Source organism: Streptomyces sp. NPDC006655 (genome assembly GCF_040703965.1).
GTDB lineage: Bacteria > Actinomycetota > Actinomycetes > Streptomycetales > Streptomycetaceae > Streptomyces.
Map to the genome: position 1 here is coordinate 20,678 of NZ_JBEYJU010000086.1, position 20,097 is coordinate 40,774.

At 73.5% G+C, this 20,097-nt stretch carries 17 protein-coding genes; 7 read left to right on the top strand and 10 right to left on the bottom strand.

The genetic code is table 11. The features are described 5' to 3' along the window. The first annotated feature begins 88 nt into the window (after positions 1-88). Positions 89-535 carry a hypothetical protein gene (locus AB0958_RS34625; protein WP_366894433.1) on the top strand — a complete coding sequence of 149 codons (447 nt, stop codon included), beginning with the start codon at positions 89-91 and terminating at the stop codon, positions 533-535. A gap of 203 nt (positions 536-738) precedes the next feature. Beyond that, the gene (locus AB0958_RS34630) at positions 739-2,787 is read left to right on the top strand and encodes a phosphocholine-specific phospholipase C (protein ID WP_366894434.1); all 2,049 of its coding nucleotides are present in this window, start codon (positions 739-741) and stop codon (positions 2,785-2,787) included. Between the two features lie 172 nt (positions 2,788-2,959). Here AB0958_RS34630 and AB0958_RS34635 read toward each other — a convergent pair whose 3' ends face one another. Both AB0958_RS34635 and AB0958_RS34640 read right to left on the bottom strand, forming a co-directional pair. After that, positions 2,960-3,922, bottom strand: a complete 963-nt coding sequence (locus AB0958_RS34635) for a hypothetical protein (RefSeq protein WP_366894435.1) — start codon at positions 3,920-3,922, stop codon at positions 2,960-2,962. After that, entirely contained in the window at positions 3,919-4,749 is an 831-nt protein-coding gene (locus AB0958_RS34640; RefSeq protein ID WP_366894436.1) for a phosphatase PAP2 family protein, read from the bottom strand. Before AB0958_RS34640 ends, AB0958_RS34635 begins: the two co-directional genes overlap by 4 nt. 147 nt (positions 4,750-4,896) lie before the next feature. On the opposite strand from AB0958_RS34640, the gene AB0958_RS34645 reads away from it, so the two are divergent. Continuing rightward, on the top strand, positions 4,897-5,511 hold the full coding sequence (locus AB0958_RS34645) for a TetR/AcrR family transcriptional regulator C-terminal ligand-binding domain-containing protein (protein ID WP_366894437.1): 615 nt from the start codon (positions 4,897-4,899) through the stop codon (positions 5,509-5,511). A 154-nt stretch (positions 5,512-5,665) separates the two neighbouring features. On the opposite strand, the gene AB0958_RS34650 is transcribed toward AB0958_RS34645, so the two are convergent. The 3 genes from AB0958_RS34650 to AB0958_RS34660 form a co-directional block, all read right to left on the bottom strand. Continuing rightward, on the bottom strand, positions 5,666-6,829 hold the full coding sequence (locus AB0958_RS34650; protein WP_366894438.1) for a DUF2510 domain-containing protein: 1,164 nt from the start codon (positions 6,827-6,829) through the stop codon (positions 5,666-5,668). A 76-nt stretch (positions 6,830-6,905) separates the two neighbouring features. Continuing rightward, on the bottom strand, positions 6,906-8,048 hold the full coding sequence (locus AB0958_RS34655) for an anhydro-N-acetylmuramic acid kinase (protein ID WP_366894439.1): 1,143 nt from the start codon (positions 8,046-8,048) through the stop codon (positions 6,906-6,908). A 4-nt stretch (positions 8,049-8,052) separates the two neighbouring features. Next, positions 8,053-9,333, bottom strand: coding sequence for an MFS transporter (locus AB0958_RS34660; RefSeq protein ID WP_366894440.1), 1,281 nt, complete (start codon positions 9,331-9,333; stop codon positions 8,053-8,055). 179 nt (positions 9,334-9,512) lie between these two features. On the opposite strand from AB0958_RS34660, the gene AB0958_RS34665 reads away from it, so the two are divergent. Further along, positions 9,513-12,191 (top strand): AAA family ATPase, encoded by a 2,679-nt coding sequence (locus AB0958_RS34665; protein ID WP_366894441.1) that lies wholly within the window; start codon positions 9,513-9,515, stop codon positions 12,189-12,191. A 46-nt stretch (positions 12,192-12,237) separates the two neighbouring features. On the opposite strand, the gene pcaD is transcribed toward AB0958_RS34665, so the two are convergent. Genes pcaD through pcaH form a run of 4 tightly spaced genes read right to left on the bottom strand, consistent with a single transcriptional unit; the run spans position 12,238 to position 16,072 of the window. Beyond that, complete coding sequence (gene pcaD, locus AB0958_RS34670) at positions 12,238-13,356, bottom strand: 3-oxoadipate enol-lactonase (RefSeq protein ID WP_366894442.1); 1,119 nt, start codon at positions 13,354-13,356, stop codon at positions 12,238-12,240. Then, positions 13,353-14,693, bottom strand: a complete 1,341-nt coding sequence (gene pcaB / locus AB0958_RS34675) for a 3-carboxy-cis,cis-muconate cycloisomerase (protein WP_366894443.1) — start codon at positions 14,691-14,693, stop codon at positions 13,353-13,355. Before pcaB ends, pcaD begins: the two co-directional genes overlap by 4 nt. Then, positions 14,690-15,292 (bottom strand): protocatechuate 3,4-dioxygenase subunit alpha, encoded by a 603-nt coding sequence (gene pcaG / locus AB0958_RS34680; RefSeq protein WP_366894444.1) that lies wholly within the window; start codon positions 15,290-15,292, stop codon positions 14,690-14,692. The genes pcaB and pcaG overlap by 4 nt, the downstream gene beginning before the upstream one ends. 6 nt (positions 15,293-15,298) lie before the next feature. Continuing rightward, positions 15,299-16,072: a protocatechuate 3,4-dioxygenase subunit beta gene (gene pcaH / locus AB0958_RS34685; protein WP_366894445.1), complete on the bottom strand. Its 774-nt coding sequence runs from the start codon at positions 16,070-16,072 to the stop codon at positions 15,299-15,301. A gap of 131 nt (positions 16,073-16,203) precedes the next feature. On the opposite strand from pcaH, the gene AB0958_RS34690 reads away from it, so the two are divergent. Beyond that, a complete protein-coding gene (locus tag AB0958_RS34690; RefSeq protein ID WP_366894446.1) occupies positions 16,204-16,668 on the top strand; it encodes a MarR family transcriptional regulator in 465 nt (154 codons plus the stop codon). A 46-nt stretch (positions 16,669-16,714) separates the two neighbouring features. On the opposite strand, the gene AB0958_RS34695 is transcribed toward AB0958_RS34690, so the two are convergent. Then, positions 16,715-17,779: an ATP-dependent DNA ligase gene (locus tag AB0958_RS34695; protein ID WP_366894447.1), complete on the bottom strand. Its 1,065-nt coding sequence runs from the start codon at positions 17,777-17,779 to the stop codon at positions 16,715-16,717. A 91-nt stretch (positions 17,780-17,870) separates the two neighbouring features. Between AB0958_RS34695 and ligD the strand changes: the two genes are divergently transcribed. Both ligD and AB0958_RS34705 read left to right on the top strand, forming a co-directional pair. Then, the gene (ligD, locus tag AB0958_RS34700; RefSeq protein WP_366894448.1) at positions 17,871-18,890 is read left to right on the top strand and encodes a non-homologous end-joining DNA ligase; all 1,020 of its coding nucleotides are present in this window, start codon (positions 17,871-17,873) and stop codon (positions 18,888-18,890) included. A gap of 91 nt (positions 18,891-18,981) precedes the next feature. Further along, positions 18,982-20,007 carry a LacI family DNA-binding transcriptional regulator gene (locus AB0958_RS34705; protein WP_366894449.1) on the top strand — a complete coding sequence of 342 codons (1,026 nt, stop codon included), beginning with the start codon at positions 18,982-18,984 and terminating at the stop codon, positions 20,005-20,007. Positions 20,008-20,097: the final 90 nt, after the last annotated feature.

Consider the following 20,097-nt stretch of genomic DNA (forward strand, 5'->3'; position numbering starts at 1 on the left):
GCCACCCCATGACTCCGCGGCGTCCGCCGCGGCCCCCTCCCACACCGACCGCCTCCGACGAGGCAGAACGGGATGCATCATGCGCAAAATGACCCTCGCCCTCACCACCCTGGCCGTCGCGGCCGTCGGCTTCGCCCTCCCGGTGAACGCGCAGGCCTCCGCCGGCTGCAACGCGGCCTGGCCGGGCCGCGACGGCAACGTGCGTGCCTGGCGGGACTGGGACTGCGCGGGCGGCCTGCTCGGCGTCAGCGCGGGCAACGACTCCGACTGGGCCGACAACGCCGGCGGTTTCCAGGGCGTCGGCAACGTCGCCTCCTCGGTGATGAACAGCGGTTACGTCGGCGGCAAGGACGTCGTGGCCTTCTACTACTACGCCAACTACTCGGGCGGCTACGGCTGCCTGAAGCCGGGCGAGCTCTACGTCGACGACCTCACCCGGGACCACTTCACCGACGGCCACTCCATGAACGACAACATCCTGTCCCACCAGTGGGTGACGGAGAGCGCCTGCGCCGCGGGCTCCTTCATCAGCTGACCCCGCGGCGGAACCGGTCGCGGCCGTCCCCCGGCCGCGACCGGTTCCGCCGTCTTACCCGTTCCCTACCTCACGTACCGCCGAGCTTCACATCCGCGCCACCGGACCCTTCCCTGACGTTCGCTGCCCTTGGAACACTCGCACCCGCACACATCCGCCCTGTTCCGGCCGTCCCGTACGTCAGGATGAGAGGTCGCCCACTCATGACCGAACCAAACCGGCGCCGATTCCTTCAACTGGCGGGCGCCACGACGGCGTTCACCGCGCTGTCCAGCAGCGTCCAGCGGGCCGCCGCGCTGCCCGCGAACCGTCGCACCGGGTCGATCCAGGACGTCGAGCACATCGTCGTCCTGATGCAGGAGAACCGTTCGTTCGACCACTACTTCGGCACCCTCAGAGGCGTCCGCGGCTTCGGTGATCCCCGTCCTGTCACCCAGAACGGCACTTCGGTGTGGCACCAGTCGAACGGCACCAAGGACATCCTGCCGTTCCACCCGGACGCCGACGACCTGGGCCTGGCCTTCATCCAGGACCTCCCGCACGGCTGGAGCGACACGCACACCGCGGTCAACAACGGTAAGTACGACAAGTGGGTGCCGGCCAAGGGCTCCACGACCATGGCGTACCTGAACCGGGACGACATACCGTTCCACTACGCGCTCGCCGACGCGTTCACCGTCTGCGACGCCTACCACTGCTCGTTCATGGGCTCGACCGACCCCAACCGCTACTACATGTGGACGGGTCACACGGGCAACGACGGCCAGGGCGGCGGCCCGGTCCTCGGCAACGACGAGGCCGGCTACAGCTGGACCACGTACCCCGAGCGCCTGGAGAAGGCGGGCGTCTCCTGGAAGATCTACCAGGACGTCGGCGACGGCCTGGACGCGAAGGGTGGCTGGGGCTGGATCCAGGACGCCTACCGGGGCAACTACGGCGACAACTCCCTGCTCTACTTCAAGCAGTACCAGAACGCCCAGCCCGGCGACCCGCTGTACGACAAGGCCCGTACCGGCACGGACGCCACCAAGGGCGAGGGCTTCTTCGACCTGTTCAAGGCCGACGTCAAGGCCGGCAAACTGCCGCAGATCTCCTGGGTGGTCGCGCCCGAGGCGTTCACCGAGCACCCCAACTGGCCCGCCAACTACGGCGCCTGGTACATCTCCCAGGTCCTCGACGCGCTGACCGCGGACCCGGAGGTGTGGGCGAGGACGGCCGTGTTCATCACGTACGACGAGAACGACGGCTTCTTCGACCACCTGATCCCGCCCTTCCCGCCGGCCTCCGCCGCCCAGGGCAAGTCCACCGTCGACCCGGCCCTGGACCTCTTCAAGGGCGACGCGAGCCACGCCGCCGGCGCCTACGGCCTCGGCCAGCGCGTCCCGATGCTCGTCGTCTCCCCGTGGAGCAAGGGCGGGTACGTCTGCTCCGAGACGCTCGACCACACCTCGATCATCCGGTTCATGGAGGCCCGCTTCGGCGTCCACGAGCCGAACATCTCGCCCTGGCGGCGCGCGATCAGCGGCGACCTGACCGCCGCGTTCGACTTCTCCCGCGAGGACACCAGGCCGGTCGCGCTGCCGGCCACCGACGGCTACCGGCCGCCGGACCGGAACCGGCACCCCGACTACGTGCCCACCCCGCCCGCCCATCCCTCGCTGCCCAGGCAGGAGCGCGGTTCGCGGCCCACCAGGCCGCTCAGGTACGCCCCGGTGGTGGACGGCGCGCTGGACGCGGCGGCCGGGAAGTTCACGCTCACCTTCGCGTCGGGCGCCCACGCCGGCGGTGCCTTCCTGGTCACCTCCGACAACCGCGCCGACGGACCCTGGAGCTACACCACCGAGGCCGGCAAGTCCCTCTCCGACACCTGGAACTCGGCGTACTCGGGCGGCTCGTACGACCTGACCGTGCACGGCCCGAACGGCTTCCTGCGCGGCTTCCGAGGGCCGGGGAAGGCGGCGGGTCCCGAGGTGACCGCACGGGCGCACGGCGACGACATCGAGCTGACCCTCACCAACAAGGGGTCCGGGACCGTGCGGCTGACGCTGACCGACGGGTACGGGGGCAGGCCGTGCACGGTCACGGTGCGCGCCGGGGCGACCGTGCGGCACGTCGTGGGCCTCGCGCACAGCCACCGCTGGTACGACGTGACCGTCACCTCCGACGCCGACCGGACGTTCCTGCGGCGGTTCGCCGGACACGTCGAGAACGGCAAGCCGGGTGTGAGCGACCCCGCGATCATCACGGAGTGACCGGGGGGTGAGCCGGATACGGCCGACGTCCATGGAAAGTGACGGGCGTCGGCCGTGGCGTCACGCCCTCCGTGGGGGCGGGAGCGGTTGTCGTGCGGATACGGCCTGGTGGGGGCTGGTCGCGCAGTTCCCCGCGCCCCTTCCGGGGCGCTTCGGCCGACGGCAGTGCCGCTCAGAGGGCCGTGAGGTGCCCCGGCTCCGATTTCTGCTGGGGGAGCCCGGGGAGCAGCGCCTGTTCCGTCGCTCTCCTCGCCTCCTCCAGGGCCAGGACCGCCGCCACCGGGTGCTGTTCGTCCGGTTCGACGGCCGGACCCGCCGGTGTCACCCGGGTGAGCAGGACCACGCCCCAGGAGGCCAGGGCCGCGCCCGCCAGGGCCAGCAGGACGCCCACCGCGCCGCCCCGCAGCCCCTGGCCCAGCAGGGCCAGGCCGATCACCGCCGCCGCCATCGGGTTGGACAGGGTGACCACGGCCAGGGGGGCGCCCAGGCCGCCTAGGTAGGCCGTCTGGGAGAGGAGCAGGCCGCCCACCGCGAACGCGGCCACCAGCACGGCCACCACGACCACCTCGGCGCTCAGCAGCGGGCCCGAGCGGTCCGTCGCCGCCACCGTCACCGTCTGGGTGAGCGCCGAGGCCACGCCCGAGGCGAGACCGGACGCGGTGGCGTGGCGCAGGCCGGGGCGGGTGCCGGGGCGGGACAGGACGCCGATCAGGGCGGCCGTCGTACCGGCCACCACGAGGGCCTCGGTCAGACCCAGCACCTGGTGGGGCGCGGGACCCGAGGCCGTGACGAGGAGGGCACCGAGCCCCAGCAGGGTGAGGGCGGTACCCCGCCACTCGGTGGCGCTGACCCGGCGGCCGGCCACCCGCGCCCCCATCGGCACGGCCGCGACCAGGGTCAGCGCGCCCAGCGGCTGCACGAGGGTGAGCGGACCGTACTTGAGGGCGACGACGTGGAGCAGGGCGGCGCCCGCGTTCAGGCCGACCGCGGTCCACCAGGCGCCGGAGCCGAGCAGTCGCGGCAGACCCGCTCCGGCGGTCTTCGAGGCGAGGCGCTCCTGGGCGACGGCGGCGGCCGCGTAGGCGACCGCCGAGACCAGCGAGAGGGCGACGGCGACGACGGCTGCGGTGCTCATCGGGCCGCTCCCGCCGGCACGGGCTCTTCCGGGACGAGGGTCCGCGTGCCGCGGTCGGCCGGGGTGGCCGTGCGGCGCGGGTGAAGCGGGGCGGAGGTCCCCCCGGTCGACGTCCCGGGGCGGATCAGGGCGAGGGCCACGCCGAGCATCGCGGTGGCGACGACCGAGTCCAGCCAGTAGTGGTTCGCGGTGCCCACGATCACGAGGAGGGTGATCGCCGGGTGCAGCAGCCACAGCCAGCGCCACCGGGACCCGGTCGCCACGATCAGGCCGATCGCCACCATCAGGGCCCAGCCGAAGTGCAGTGAGGGCATCGCCGCGAACTGGTTGGAGAGGTGGTCGCGGGCGGGCGGGCCGTACACGGAGGGACCGTAGACGCGGGCGGTGTCGACCAGGCCGGTCGCGGCCAGCATGCGGGGCGGTGCCAGCGGGAAGGTGAAGGGCAGCACCAGCGCGGCCGCGGTGACCGCGGCGAGGACCCGGCGGGCCCAGCGGTAGTGCGCGGGACGCCGCAGGTAGAGCCAGACCAGGAAGGCCAGGGTGGCCGGGAAATGAACCGTCGCGTAGTAGGTGTTGGCGACCTGTACGAGGGTGTCGCCGTGCAGCAGTGCGGACTGCACGCCGACCTCCGAGGGCAGGTGCAGCGTCCGTTCCAGGTCCCAGATCCGGTGGGCGTTGTGCAGCGCCTCGGCGGTGTGGCCGGTGGCCAGTTGCCGCCCGAACTTGTAGACGAGGAAGAGTCCCGCGACCAGTAGGAACTCACGGACGAGCGGCGGCCGGGCTATCGCGCCCGGCTCCGGTTCCGCCCCCTTGGACTGGGATCTCATCCCAGGCCCCCTCACTGCCGATACTCATCGATACGAAAGCGTACCGATACGCCACTGTACCGATACGGCCGAGTACCGGTACAGTGGCGTATCGATAGACGTGGGCCACACTGGTTGTAGGTTTCCGAGGAGCGAGGAGAAGAGCGCATGACGTCGCAGGCCGCGGACGGACCGGACACGGTCGCCGCCTCGCGCCGCTCCAAGATCACGCCGGAGCGTGAGCGGGAGTTCTTCGACGCCGTGCTCGAACAGATCCGCGAGTGCGGCTACGACTCCGTGACCATGGAGGGCGTCGCCGCCAGCACCCGGTGCAGCAAGTCCACGCTGTACCGGCAGTGGAAGAACAAGCCGCTGTTCGTCGCGGCCGCGCTGCGTGCCAACCGCAAGGTGCGCTTCGTCGGGATCGACACCGGTACGCTCGCCGGCGACCTGCGTCAGGTGGCCGTCGCGGCGGGGGACTGGTCACACAAGGACACCAAGCTGCTCCAGGCGCTCGGCCACGCGGTGACCTCCGACCCCGAGCTGGCCCGGGCACTGCGCGAGGCGCTGGTCGACCCCGAGATGTGCGCCCTCGCGGACATCCTGCGGCGCGGTGTCGAGCGCGGCGAGGTGCCCGCCGGACATCCCGCCCTGGAGTACGTCCCCGCCATGATGTTCGGCGTCCTGCGCGTCCGCCCGGTGCTGACCGGCGAGTACGCCGACGCCGACTACCTGAAGGGCTTCGTGGAGGCCGTGGTGCTGCCCGCACTCGGACTGACCTAGGACCCAGGCCGCCGTCCACGGGATGACTGGACGGTGACCTGATCGCGCCGCACCGTGGGGACGGGGGCGGCGCGCACCCCCCGGCCGGGTGGGGTGCCCCTTTGAGCGGAGGGGCACCCCACCCGGCCGACGTCGTGCCGGCGGCGGGCCGGGGTCAGACGGTCTGGCCGCTGCCGCCGCCGGCGGAGACCTTGATGCCCTGGGTGATGGTGTCGATCACCGACTCCTTCTGGCCGACGTCCACACCGAACCGGACCACCACGATCTGCCGGGCGTTCGCCGGTGAGGGGAAGGCCAGCGACTCGACGTACCCGTCGGCGCCCTTGCTGGTGACGACCTTCCAGCGCACCATGTAGCCCTTCTGCCCGGCCACCGTCAGTGCCTTGGAGGCCAGCACCTGGTGCGAGGTGATCGAGCCGTAGGTCTTGCCGCCGTACGACTCCTTGGCGCTGGCGGCGATGTCCGCCTTGGCGACGGCCTCGGCCGTGCTGCCCGAGGTGCCCAGCACCACGGCGGGCGCCGAGTAGGCACCCCCGGTGGTGCAGGTCTCGGAGGCGTCGCCGGGGCACTTGTAGGAGTCGTCGGAGGTGATCTGCGCACCCACCTGCCCGGCCTGTCCGGTCCAGCCGTCCGGAACCGGCAGGCTGATGGCGTTCACGGAGTCCGGCACCGTGCCGCCGCCCTGTACCTTCGGAGCCCCGGACCGGTCCGGCGAGGGCGACGCCCCACCGTCCGACCCGCCGGAGCCCTCCGAACCGCCCGATCCCGAACCGCCCGATCCCGAACCGCCGCCCGACCCGCCGAACGGGAAGCCCTGCCCGCCGTTCTGCCCGTTCTGTCCCTCGGGACCGCCCTGGCCGCCCGACCCCTGCTGCGAGGCCTGGCCGCCGTTGTCACCGCCGTCGGCGGTCAGTGCGTAGACGCCCACCCCGATGGCGACGAGCACCGCGGCCGCGATGCCGACGGCTATGCCGGTCACCAGCCCGCGCCTGCCCGCGGGCGCCGCAGCCGGATACCCCGGATAGCCCGGGTACGGGGGCTGGGCCGCCGAGTACACCGGATACGCCCCGCCGACCTGCGGGTACGTCCCGCCGGCCTGCGGATACGCCCCGTCGGCTTGCGGGTACGTCCCGTCCGCGGCCGGGTACGGACCGACGGCCGGCGGCTGCTGCGGCGGCGGGGGACCCCAGTCGGCGCCCGATCCGGCGGGGCGGGTCTGCTCCGTCCACGCCGTGCCGTCCCACCAGCGTTCGGTGGCCGGACCGTCACTTGTCTGCCCGGGGTCGGGGTACCACCCGGGAGGAGTCACCTGCGTCATGCTCCTACCGTATGAGGCGTCGGTGAAAGTCGGATGAGAGGATGCGCCGACTTTCGGGCGACTGCTGTTGCTTGGCTCACTCGATCCGCAGCCGGACCGGCGGACCCGCCGCCGGCGGCGGCAGCCGCAGCCCGTCCCGGCCCGGCGTCAGCGAGCCGAGCACGCTCGGGTGCCGGGCACCGGTGGCGCTCGGGTCGGTGCCCGGCAGGCCGTGCGCGGTGAGGAAGCCGAGGACCGCGAACGCGTACGCCTCCTTCGCCGCCGCGGGCAGCCCGAGTTCGTCGGAGACGCGGACCGGGGTCCCCGGCAGGAGGCCGCGGAGCATGTCCAGGAGCACCGGGTTCCGGGTGCCGCCGCCCGACGCGACCACCTCCGTGGCCCCCACGCTCCGCACGGCGTCCGCCACCGTGCGGGCCGTCAGCAGGGTGAGCGTGGCCAGCGCGTCCTCGGCCGACATCCCCTCGGGGGCCCGCCAGTACCCCGCGTGGAACAGCTCCTTGCCGGTCGTCTTCGGCGCGGGCAGCGCGTAGTACGGCTCCGCCAGCAGCTCTTCGAGCAGCGCCGGGTCCGGTCGGCCGCGGGCCGCCAGGGCGCCGTCCACGTCGTACCGCAGCCGTCCGCCCGTGAACTCCCGGGCCGCCGCGTCCAGCAGCGCGCACCCCGGCCCGGTGTCGAAGGCCGTGCCGTCCGGTGCGGTGAGGTTGGCGATCCCGCCGAGGTTCAGTGCCACGGGCGTACCCGGCCGGCCGCGCAGCCACAGCAGGTCCACGAGGCTCACCAGCGGCGCGCCCTGGCCCCCCGCCGCCACGTCCCGCGGCCGGAAGTCGGCGACCACCGGCAGCCCCGTCGCCTCCGCGATCCAGGCCGGCTGCCCGAGCTGCAGCGTCCCGTGCACCCGGCCGCCGTCCGCCCAGTGGAAGACCGTCTGCCCGTGCGAGGCCACCAGGTCGGCCCGCCCGCCGCACAGGTCACGGTTGGCCCGGACGGCCGCCGCCGCGAACGCCTGCCCGATCCGGGTGTCCAGCAGACACACCCGCGCCAGCGGTACGGCAGCCGGAGGCAGCGCTCCCGCCAGGGCCTCGCTCAGCTCGTCGTCGTACGGTGTGCTCACCGTCCCCAGCGGCTTCAGCAGCAGCGTGCCCTCCGCCAGCCGCAGTTCGGCCGCCGCCGCGTCCACCGCGTCGTAGGACGTCCCGGACATCAGACCGATCACCAGCACCGTCTCAACCCGCCTTCCGCTTCGGCCGTGCGAGGAGCGCCAGGACACTGACCGCGCAGGCCGCCGCCGCGTAGTAACCGGGGACGTCCGGATCGCCGGTGCGCCTGACCGCCTCCGTGATGATGAGCCCCGCACAGCCCGAGAACACGGCATTGGACAGGGCGTAGGCGAGTCCCAGCCCCGTGCACCGGGCCCGCGCCGGGAACATCTCGGCCAGCAGCGCGGGTCCCGGCCCGGCCATCAGCCCCACCAGCGCACCCGCACCGCACAGGGCCGCGCCCTGCACCGCCCGCGGGGTACCCGCGTCCTGAAGGAGGCCGAGCAACGGCAACGCCAGCAGTACCACCAGCCCGGCGCCCGCCAGCATCACCGGCCGCCGCCCCACCCGGTCGCTGAGCAGCCCCGCCGGGAGGATCGCCGCCGCGAAACCGACGTTCGCCAGCGCGGTGGCCAGCAGCGCCGCCCGGAAACCGGTGTGCAGGGTGGTCTGGAGGTACGAGGGCAGGACGACCAGGAACGTGTACCCGGCCGCCGACCAGCCCGTCACCCGACCGGCGGCGAGCGCGATCGCCCCCGCGGAGACCCGCACGTTCGCCACGGCCGGCTCCCGGAACTCCGGCGTCTCGTCCAGCCCCGCCCGCAACCACAACGCCAGCCCGCCCAGGGGCAGCGCCAGCAGGAACGGCAACCGCCACCCCCACGACGCGAACTCGTCCGCCGTCAGCAGGCCGGACAGCCCGACCGCGACACCCACCCCACCGAGCAGCCCCAGCGCCACGGTGAACGACTGCCACGCCCCGTACAGCCCCCGCCGCCCGGGCGGCGCGTACTCCGTCAGCATCGCCACCGCACCCCCGAACTCACCCCCCGCCGACAGCCCCTGGACCGCCCTCAGGAACGTCAGCAGCCAGGGCGCGAGCGCACCCGCCCGGGCATACGTCGGGAGCAGCCCGATCAGCGCCGTGGCACCCGTCATGAGCGCCACCACGAGCATCAGCACGGGCCGCCGCCCGAGCCGGTCGGCCAGCCGGCCGAACAGCGCCGCGCCCAGCGGCCGGAAGAAGAACGCCAGCCCGAAGGAGGCATAGGTGCGCACCAGGCCCTCGACCGCGCTCCCGCCCTCCGGGGTGAAGAACCGCTCGGCGACCGTCGTCGCGACATAACCGTAGACACCGAACTCGTACCACTCGATGAAGTTGCCGGCCGAGCCCGCGGCCAGCGCCCGGAGGGGCCGGCTCCGCCCGGTCGCCGCACGATCTTCACGATCTTCATGAACCAGGTTCATTTCCCTGCCCGTTGACGGTCCGTTCGCTGCGCAGCGGCAGGTCCCGGCCGACACGCGTCGCCCGCCGGTCCGCTGTCACCCGTCACGGCAACCGCTGTCCGGACCCGCCTCCGGTCAGCCAACAGGACGGCTACGCTCGTGGTCTGTACGTCGTTCGGGCGACTTGGGGAGGTAGCGGGATGACGGAGGAACAGCCCCCGGGGTGTGCCACGGCGCCCCTGTGGGAGCGTGACGAGGAGCTCGCCGCCATCACCGAGGCACTCGACGTGCTGGGTTCCGACGCCTCCTCCTGCGGCAACCTGCTGGTCCTGCGCGGGGACGCCGGGCTCGGCAAGACCGCGCTGCTGACCGAGACCCGCCGGATGGCGGAGCGCCGCGGCTGGGCCGTCTGGTCCACCCGAGGCGTCGAGACCCTGCGCAGCGTCCCCTTCCACGTGGTGCGGCAGCTCCTCCAGCCCGCCCTGGTCTCGCTGCTGCCGGAGGAGGCCCGGGAGTACCTCGGCGACTGGTACGACATCGCGGGGCCCGCCCTCGGCATCACGGACCCCGGCGACCGCCAGGCCGACCCGCAGGGTGTCCGCGACGGCCTCGTCGCGGCCGTCCGCAGGCTCGCCAGACGCGACTGGCCACTGGTCCTGCTGATCGACGACGCGCACTGGGCCGACCAGGAGACCCTGGCCTGGCTCGCCGCCTTCGTCGAACGCCTCGACGACCTCTCCGTCCTGGTCCTGGTCGCCCGCAGGCCCGGCGAGGTCAGCGGCGACAGCGCCCGCCACCTCGACGCCGTGGCCGCCGCCGGGCGCCCCCTGCGCAACCTCGCAGCCCTCACCCCGGACGCGGTCGCCGGCCTGACGCGCGCCACCCTCGGCGCCCACGCGGACGCCCCGTTCTGCCGCGAGGTCTGGGCCGTCACCGGCGGCAACCCCTACGAGACCGTGGAACTCCTCGCCAAGGTCCAGGACAGCGAGGTCGAACCGGTCGAGGCCCGGGCCGGTGAACTGCGCGACCTGAACCGCTCCGCCCGCGGCGGCGGACTGGTCACCCGCCTCGAAGGCCTCGGCGTCGACGCCACCCGCTTCGCCTGGGCCGCCGCCATCCTCGGCACCGGCATCTCCGTCGACCTCGTCGCCCAGCTCGCCGGCATGACCGTCGACGACGCCGAACGCTGCGCCGAACTGCTGCGCTCCGCGCGTATCCTCACCGAGCCCGACCCGGCCGCTTCCCGGTCCGGGGCAGGTGACCTGGAGTTCGTCCACCCGCTGATCGCCACCGCCGTCTACAACTCCATCCCGCCCGCGATGTGCACCGCCATGCACGGCATCGCCGCCCAGATCGTCCTGGACGACGGCCGGGGCATCGCCGAGGCCTCCCGCCACCTGCTCAAGGTGCACCCGGACGACGACGAGGAACTCGTCGAGCAGCTGCGGGACGCGGCCAAGGAACACCTCGCCGTCGGCGCCCCGGACGCGGCCCGCCGCTGTCTCGAACGGGCCCTGCGCGAACCGCCCCTACCCGAGGTCCACGCGCGCGTGCTCTACGAACTCGGCTGCGCCACCCTGCTCACCAAGCCGGTCGTCACCATCGGCCATCTGCGGAGCGCGCTCGGCATGTCCGGCCTCGCCGGCGCCGAACGCGTCGACGCCGTCTTCCGCCTCTCCCAGGCCCTGCTCCACAACGACCAGCTGGAGGAGGCCGTCCGCACCGTCGAGGCGGAGGCCGCCCGGCAGGAGGAGGGGCCCGCCCGACTGCGGCTGCAGGCGGTCCAGTTCATGTGGGAGGGCATCGCGGGCGAAGCGGTCTCCCCGCGCCGCTCCGAACGCCTCGCCGCACTCGCGGACACCTGCACCGGCCGCGACAACTCCGAGCGCGCCCTGCTCATGCTGCGCGGCTTCGACCTGCTCATCCAGGGCGAGAGCGCCGAGGAGGTCGCCGAACTGTGCGACCGTTCCCTCGTCAACGGCCGGCTCGCACCCGGACTCGGCTGGACGGACACCGAATGGGGCATCGAACTCCTGCTGATGCTCGCCAGCTCCTACGTCTACACCGACCGCCTCGACCGCGCGGAGGCCCTGTACAACGAGGCACTGCGCGCCTACGAGTCGGCCGGCTGGAGCGGCGGCCACCTCGCCCTCGCCCATGCCTACGTCGGCCTCGGCCACCGCAGGCGGGGCCGGCTGCGGGACGCGGAGACCTCCCTGCGGGAGTCCCTGCGGATCGCCGAGCGGGTCGGCCGGGGGCTGCCCCTGTACTGGACCGCCACCTGCAACCTCGTCGACACGCTGCTGGCCCGCGGCCATGTCGAGCAGGCCTGGGAGACCGCCGAGCAGTACGGCTTCGCACCGCCCTACCCCTCCACCATCGTGATGCCGGACCCCCGGTCGGTACGCGGCCGGCTGCTGCTCGCCGTCGGACGCAGGGAGGAGGCCGTCAACGAACTGGAGGCGGCGGAGAAGGCGGCCGCCGCACGCGGCCACTTCAACCCCGTGGTCGTGCCGTGGGCGCTCGACCTCGCCCGGGCGCTGGCGAGCGAGGACCCGGTACGCGCGGCCCGGCTGGCCTCCGACGCCCGGCGCCAGGCGGAGCGGTTCGGCACCGACACGGCCATCGGCGAGGCCCTGCGGTGCGCCGCCGCGCTGGAGACCGGGCAGCGGCAGGTACGGCTCGCGTCCCAGGCGGTGGCCTACCTGGAGGCCTCGCCCTGCCAGTACGAGCACGCGGCGGCGCGGGTGGAGTACGGGATCGCCGCGCGGTCGGTGGCCGAGCTGAACCGCGGGCTCGCGCTGGCCCGGTCCTGCGGGGCGGACGGGCTGGTCGCCCAGGCCCGGGAGGTGCTGGACACGGGGCGGGGACTGCGCTGACGGGGTCGGGGCGGGCGTCCCGGCGACGCACCCGCCCCCGGCGGGGTCACCCCTCTTCTTCCGCCAGCACCCGCTGGGCCGCCGCGAACGCCGAGTTCGCCGCCGGGACGCCGCAGTAGACGGCCGTCTGGAGGAGGACCGCGCCGATCTCCTCCGGGGTGAGCCCGTTGCGCCGGGCCGCCCGTACGTGCATCGCCAGTTCCTCGTAGTGGCCGTGGGCCACCAGCGCGGTGAGCGTGATCATGCTGCGCTCGCGGCGGGAGAGGGTCGGATCGGTCCAGATCTCGCCCCAGGCGTAGCGCGAGATGAACTCCTGGAAGCGGGCCGTGAACGGCGTCTGGCGAGCCTGCGCCCGGTCCACGTGCGCATCGCCCAGCACCTCCCGGCGTACCGCCATGCCACGCCCCGCGCCCCCGTCCAGATGGGCGTGCAGGGCGGTGAGGACGGCTTCGGGGCACTGCGCGGGTGCCAGATGAGCCGCCCCCGGCAGTTCGACCAGCGTGGCCGCCGGTGTCGCGTCCGCGATCTCCCGCAGGTGCGGCGGCGGGGTCGCGGTGTCCTGCCGGCCCGCGATCAGCAGGGTGCGGACGGAGATCTCGCCGAGCCGGTCGCGCAGGTCGAAGGCGGCCAGCGCGTCGCAGCAGGCGGCATAGGCCTCCGGGTCGGCCGTCCGCTGGTCCGCCACCAGCCGGGGCACGGTGAAGCCCGGCGTGAACCAGCGTGAGGGGGCGTTCTCCGCCAGCCACGCCACGCCCTCCCGGCGTACCCGCTCGGCGCGCTCCTGCCAGGGCCCGGACCCGCCGAAGTGGGCCGAGGAGCAGATCACGGCCAGACTCTCCAGCCGCTCGGGGTGGTGGACGGCCAGGTGCAGGCCCACCGCACCGCCCAGCGACACCCCGGCGTACGCGAACCGCTCGACGCCGAGCGAGTCGGCGAGCGCGAGCACCAGGTCGGCGAGGTCGGCCACGGTCGCCCCGGCCCCGATCAGGCCGGGCGCCGAACCGCCGTGCCCGGGCAGATCCCAGCGGACCACCCGGTGACCGGTCGACAGCTCGGGTGCCACGTCGTCCCACAGGGCGTACGAGGTGCCCAGCGACGGCCCGAGGAGCAGCGGGGGCGCCGAGGGGGCGCCTTCGACACGGTGGTTGAGCAGTCTCTCGGTCAACGTCGCTCCAGGGCACGGTCGATGAGGGCACCGGCGGAACCGGTGTAGCGGGCGGGGTCGGTGAGGTCGTCCAGGTCGAGCCCCTGCAACTCTGGTTCCTCAGCCAGGAGTTCACGCAGCGTTCGGTGTTCGGCGTGGGTGCGGCGGGCGATTTCGGTCAGCAATTCCTTCGCCCGGGCCCGGCCCAGCACGGGGGCCAGCTCGGCGGACAGCCGCTCCGAGACGATCAGCCCCTCGGTCAGCCCGAGGTGTTCGCGCATCGCCTCCGGACGCACCCGCAGCCCCTCCGTCAGCTCCGCCGTGTCCCGCGCGGCGCCCCCCACCGTCCGCAACAGGTCCCGCAGCGGCTCCCACTCCGCGTGCCACGCGCCGGCCGGCCGCTCGTCCTCCGCGGCCAGGGAGCCGTACAGGACGGCCGCCAGCTGCGGGGCCCGCCGGGCGGCCGCCGCGATCAGCGTGGAGCGCACCGGGTTCGCCTTGTGCGGCATCGCCGACGAACCGCCGCCGTTGCCCTCGGCGACCTCGCCGATCTCGGTCCGGGACAGCGTCAGCACGTCCACGGCGATCTTGCCCAGCGCCCCGGCCGTGAAGGCCAGGCACCCGGCGAGGTCGGCGACGGGGGTGCGCAGGGTGTGCCAGGGCAGGAGCGGCGCGGCGAGCGCGAGTTCCCGGGCGTAGGCCTCGGGCAGCACGGTGGGGTCCGCGACGCCGTACGCCCCGAACGCCGCCAGCGTCCCGGCCGCGCCCGCGAGCTGGACCGGAAGCGACGCACGCACCCGTGCCGTGCGGTCCCGGGCGTCGAGCACCAGCGAACGCCAGCCGGCCGCCTTCAGCCCGAACGTGGTCGGTACGGCGTGCTGGGTGAGCGTGCGGCCCGGCATCGGGGTGTCCCGGTGCTCGGCGGCGGTCCTCCCCAGGGCCGCCGCCGTGCGCCCCAGGTCGGCCAGCACCAGGTCCAGGGTGCGGGCGGCGACCAGCATGGTCGCGGTGTCCATGATGTCCTGGCTGGTGGCACCCAGGTGGACGTACGGCCCGTACGGGGCGCCGACCGCCTTCGTCAGGTCGGCGACCAGCGGGATGACCGGGTTGCCGCCCGCCCGGGCGCGCTCCGCGAGGGCGCCGGCGTCGAAGCGCGCCGGATCGGCCGCCTCGGTCACCGCCGCCGCGGCCCCGGCCGGGGCCAGCCCGACGGCCGCCTGGGCACGGGTGAGCGCCGCCTCCGCGTCCAGCAGCGCCCGCAGATAGGCACCGTCACCGGTCGCGGACGCGGCGGCGGAGCCGTACCATCCGGGGCCGAGCAGCCCCGTGTCGGCGCCGCCGTTCGTCGCTGCTGTCACTGGAACTCCAGGAAGACCGTCTCGCCCTCGCCCTGAAGGCGGATGTCGAAACGGTAGGTCCCCTGGCCCTCCTCGGCGGCGATCAGCGTGCCGCGCCGGTCGCCCACCCGGGTGAGCAGCGGGTCGGCGGCGAGTGCCGCGTCGTCGCCGGGCAGGTAGATCCGGGTGAACAGGTGCACCAGCAGCCCGCGCGCGAACACGCACGCACTGATGTAGGGGGCGCTGTCGCCACGGGCACCGGGCCGCAGCGTCCGCGCGTACCAGTGCCCGTCGGCGTCGGTCTGGATCCGGCCCCAGCCGGTGAACTCCACGCCGTTGCGGCCGAGATGGCCACCGCTCGCCGGGTCGCGCCGCATCGAACCGTCGGTGGTGGACACGTTCCCCTCCGGGTCGGCGCCCCAGAGTTCCACGAACGCGTCCGGCAGCGGGGCGCCCTCGCCGTCGAGGACGTACCCGTGGACGGTGACCGTGTCCGGGTGGCCGAGGGGTGCGATGTCCTCGCCGCCGCGGAACGGCAGGGCGTAGCCGTAGAACGGGCCGACCGTGTGCGACGGGGTCGGCAGCACGTTCTCGGGGCTGCTCGCGTCGATCTTCGTCATGGCAGGTCAGCGTCCTTCTTCGAGCCAGGTGGCGCCCGGGCCGTCCAGCACGATGTCCCAGTGGTACCCCATCGAGAACTCCGGCACGGACAGGCTGTGGTCGTAGGTCGCGACCAGCCGCTGCCGGGCCGCGTCGTCCGTCACCGACTGGATGATCGGGTCGTACGGGAACAGCGGATCGCTGGGGAAGTACATCTGCGTCACCAGCCGCTGCGTGAACGCCGAGCCGAACATCGAGAAGTGGATGTGCGCCGGACGCCAGGCGTTGAGGTGGTTGCGCCAGGGGTAGGGGCCCGGCTGGACGGTGGTGAAGTGGTAGCCGCCGTCGGCGTCGGTGAGGGTACGGCCGACACCCGTGAAGTTGGGGTCCAGCGGGGCGTCGTGCTGCTCCCGCTGGTGGGCGTACCGGCCGGCCGCGTTGGCCTGCCAGATCTCGATGAGCTGTCCCCGCACCGGCCGGCCGGCGCGGTCCAGCAGCCGCCCGGAGACCGTGATCCGCTCCCCGATGGGCTCGCCGTGGTGCTGCCGGGTCAGATCGTTGTCGATCTCTGTGATGTCCCGCTCGCCGAAGGCGGGGGAGTGCAGCTCCACCAGCTCCGGGTCCTTGCTGGTGTCGATGGCGACCAGCGGCTGCTTCGGATGCCGGAGCAGGGAGGACCGGTAGGGGGCGTAGTCCCGTCGGGGGTGGTGCTCGACGGGGGCGCCCTCGGCCACGCGCTTCTCGTAGGCGGCGTGCTCGGCGGCGATCTCGCGGTCGATGTCGGCTTGGGTGAGTGTCATGACCCGTGTCTCTCGATTAATCAGCGCACTGAGTATTTCGGCGAGGTGCCTCTCACGCTGCCACCGGCGTCGCGGCCCGTCAAGGCCGAGTATCGTTCAGTGCACCAATCAATTCGGAGCAGGGAGCGCACATGGCCGCGGTGGACCTCACCACCCACCCCGGGCACCTGGCCCGGCGCCTTCAGCAGGCCCACTACCTGCTGTGGAACACGATGGTCTCGGAGGAGATCACCTCGCCGCAGTTCGCCGTCCTGAACGTGCTGGTCGCCGAGCCGGGGCTGGACCAGCGGACCGTGGGGGAGAGGGTGGGCCTGGACCGGTCGACCATCGCCGAGGTCATCAGCCGGCTCACCCGGCGCGGGCTCCTCGACAAGGTGCGCGACCCGCAGGACGGCCGCCGCTTCCTGCTGCGCCTCACCGACGCCGGGCTGCGCACCCACCGCAAGCTCGTCGTGCGCACCGCCCGGATGAACCAGGTCTTCCTGGCTCCGCTGTCGGCCGCGGAACAGACCCAGTTCTTCGAGCTCATCCGCCGCGTCGCGGACGCGGCGGAGGGTCTGCGCAATCCCGCGGAGCCGCCGGCCGGCCAGGACTGATGCCGGTGCTCGGGTGTCCCCCAGGACCTGGCAGACCCCACGACCCTCACGACCCCAGGATCTCCGCGAGGTCGTACCGCACCGGCTCCTCCAGCTGGGCGTAGGTGCAGCTGTGCGGCGTCCGGTCCGGGCGCCAGCGGCGGAACCGGGCCGTGTGCCGGAAGCGGGCCCCGTTCTCCATGTGGTCGTACGCCACCTCCGCCACCCGCTCCGGCCGCAGCGGGATCCAGGACAGGTCCTTCTTGCCGGACCAGCGGCTCGGCGCCCCCGGCAGCCGGGCCGACTCGTGCGCCGCCTCCTCCGTCCAGGCGGCCCACGGGTGCCCGGAGACGTCGGCCATGCGCAGCGGCTCCAGCTCCTCGATCAGCTCGGCCCGCCGCTTCATCGGGAACGCGGCCGACACCCCCACGTGCTGGAGGGCGCCCCGGTCGTCGTACAGACCGAGCAGCAGCGAGCCGACCACCGGGCCGCTCTTGTGGAGGCGGTAGCCCGCCACCACGACGTCGGCGGTCCGCTCGTGCTTGACCTTGAACATGACGCGCTCGTCCTGGCGGTACCGCAGGGTGAGCGGCTTCGCGACGACCCCGTCGAGACCGGCCCCCTCGTACTGCTCGAACCACTGCCGGGCCACCTCGACGTCGGTCGTCGCCGGGGCCAGGTGCACGGGCGGCGTCACCCCGGACAGCGCCCGGGTGAGCAGGGCGCGGCGGTCCGTCAGCGGGACGTCCAGGAGGGACTGGTCGGCCAGCGCCAGCAGGTCGAAGGCGACGAAGGAGGCGGGCGTCCGCTCCGCCAGCGTGCGCACCCGGGAGTCCGCCGGATGGATCCGCTCGGTCAGCGCGTCGAAGTCCAGCCGGCCCTCCCGGGCGATCACGATCTCCCCGTCCAGCACGCAGCGTTCGGGCACACGCTCCGTCAGCGCCGCCACCAGCTCCGGGAAATACCTGGTCAACGGCTTCCCGGTGCGGCTGCCGAGCTCCACCTCCGGGCCGTCCCGGAACACGATCGCGCGGAAGCCGTCCCACTTCGCCTCGTACTGCATGTCCGGTGGGATCCTCGCCACCGGCTTGGCGAGCATCGGCTTCACGGGCGGCATCACCGGCAGATCCATGCGTTCGACTCTACGAGCGCTCCCTGAGCCCCGCTCGTCGCGCGGCGCGGGCCGATGTGCGGGGCGGGGACGGTGCGCCTACCGTGGCCGCATGGGTGATGCGGTGGAACTGGAGGTGGCCGGGCGGACGGTTCGGCTGTCCAGCCCGGACAAGGTGTTCTTCCCGGAGCGCGGTTTCACCAAGCTGGACGTCGCCCGCTACTACGCGGCCGTGGGCCCCGGCATCCTGCGCGCCCTGCGCGACCGTCCCACCACCCTCCAGCGTTACCCGGACGGAGTCGAGGGCGAGTGGTTCTACCAGAAGCGCGCGCCCAAGGGCATGCCCGGCTGGATCCCCACCGCCCACATCACCTTCCCCAGCGGCCGCACCGCCGACGAGATGTGCCCCACCGAGGAGGCCGCCGTGGTGTGGGCGGCGCAGTACGGCACCCTCACCTTCCACCCGTGGCCGGTGCGCCGCACCGACGTCGACCACCCCGACGAACTCCGCATCGACCTCGATCCGCAGCCCGGCACCGACTTCGCCGACGCCGTCCGCGCCGCCCACGAACTGCGCGCCGTCCTCGACGAGTTCGGCGGACTGCGGGGCTGGCCCAAGACCTCCGGCGGCCGTGGGCTGCACGTCTTCGTGCCCATCGAGCCGCGCTGGACCTTCACCCAGGTCCGGCGCGCCGCGATCGCGGTGGGCCGCGAACTGGAACGCCGGATGCCGGACCGGGTGACCATCAGGTGGTGGAAGGAGGAACGCGGCGAGCGGATCTTCGTCGACTACAACCAGACCGCCCGCGACCGCACCATCGCCTCCGCCTACTCCCTGCGCCCCCGCCCGGACGCCCCCGTCTCCGCGCCGCTGCGCTGGGTGGAGGTCGACGACGTCCGCCCGGAGGACTTCGATCTCGTCACCATGCCGGCGCGGTTCGCCGAAGTGGGCGACGTGCACGCCGACATGGACGACCACGCCTTCTCCCTCGATCCGCTCCTGGAACTCGCCCGCCGTGACGAACACGACCACGGCCTCGGCGACCTGCCGTACCCGCCCGAGTACCCGAAGATGCCGGGCGAGCCGAAGCGCGTCCAGCCGAGCCGGGCCCGGCCCGAACAGCCCTCCTGAGGGGCCGGCCGTCCTGGGCGCCGTCCGCGCTCCCTGACCTCCTGTCACCCGGGGCTATGCTGATCGGCAGCCGCCGACGAGGAGGGCCGAGGTGTCCGAGGCAGTGTCGCGTCCCACCCTGGAGGCCGTGGCCGCGCGGGCCGGGGTGTCCCGGGCGACCGCCTCCCGGGTCGTCAACGGCGGCGACGGCGTGCGTGAGCCCCTGGTGACGCGGGTCCGGCAGGCGGTCGAGGAACTCGGTTACGTCCCCAACCAGGCGGCCCGCTCCCTGGTGACCCGACGGCACGACGCCGTCGCCGTCGTGATCGCCGAACCCGAGACCCGGATCTTCACCGACCCCTTCTTCGCCCTCCAGCTGCGCGGCATCAGCAAGGAACTGACCGCCCACGACAACCAACTGGTGCTGCTGCTCACCGAGGGACGGGACGACCACGCGCGGGTCGCCCGCTATCTCGCCGGCGGCCACGTCGACGGCGCGCTCGTCTTCTCACTGCACCTCGACGACCCGCTGCCCGGCCTGATCGAGGGCGCCAAGGTCCCCACCGTCTTCGGCGGGCGGCCCGGCTGGAGCGACGGCTCGAACGACGTCGTGTACGTCGACTCCGACAACCGGGGCGGCGCCAGGGACGCCGTACGCCACCTCGCGGGCCTCGGCCGGACCCGGATCGCGCACATCAGCGGGCCGCTGGACCAGACGTCCGCGGCCGACCGCCTCGACGGCTACCGGGACGTCATGGGCCGGGCCGACCCACGGCTGGTCGTGGCCAGCGACTTCACCCCGGCCGGCGGAGAGCGCGCCATGGCCGAACTCCTCGACCGCTGCCCGGACGTCGACGCCGTGTTCGCCGCCAACGACCTGACCGCGCTCGGCGCCCTGCGCGTGCTGCGCGAACGCGGTCGCCGGGTGCCCGAGGACGTGGCCGTGATCGGATTCGACGACCTCCTGCCCGTGACCGAGCAGGACGGACCGTCGCTGACGACGGTCCGTCAGGACATCGAGGAGATGGGCCGGCTGATGGCCCGGCTGCTGCTGCGGGGCCTGCACCGGAGCGAGCCGGCGGGCGCACCGTCCAGCATCATCCTGCCCACGACACTGGTACGGCGCGCTTCCGCCTAGGGCCCTTCTGATGGATCTCCGCGGCGTCGCGACGCCCGCCACCCCGCACGCCGATCGCACGCACCGAACGCCGCTCCTTCTCCCACGGAG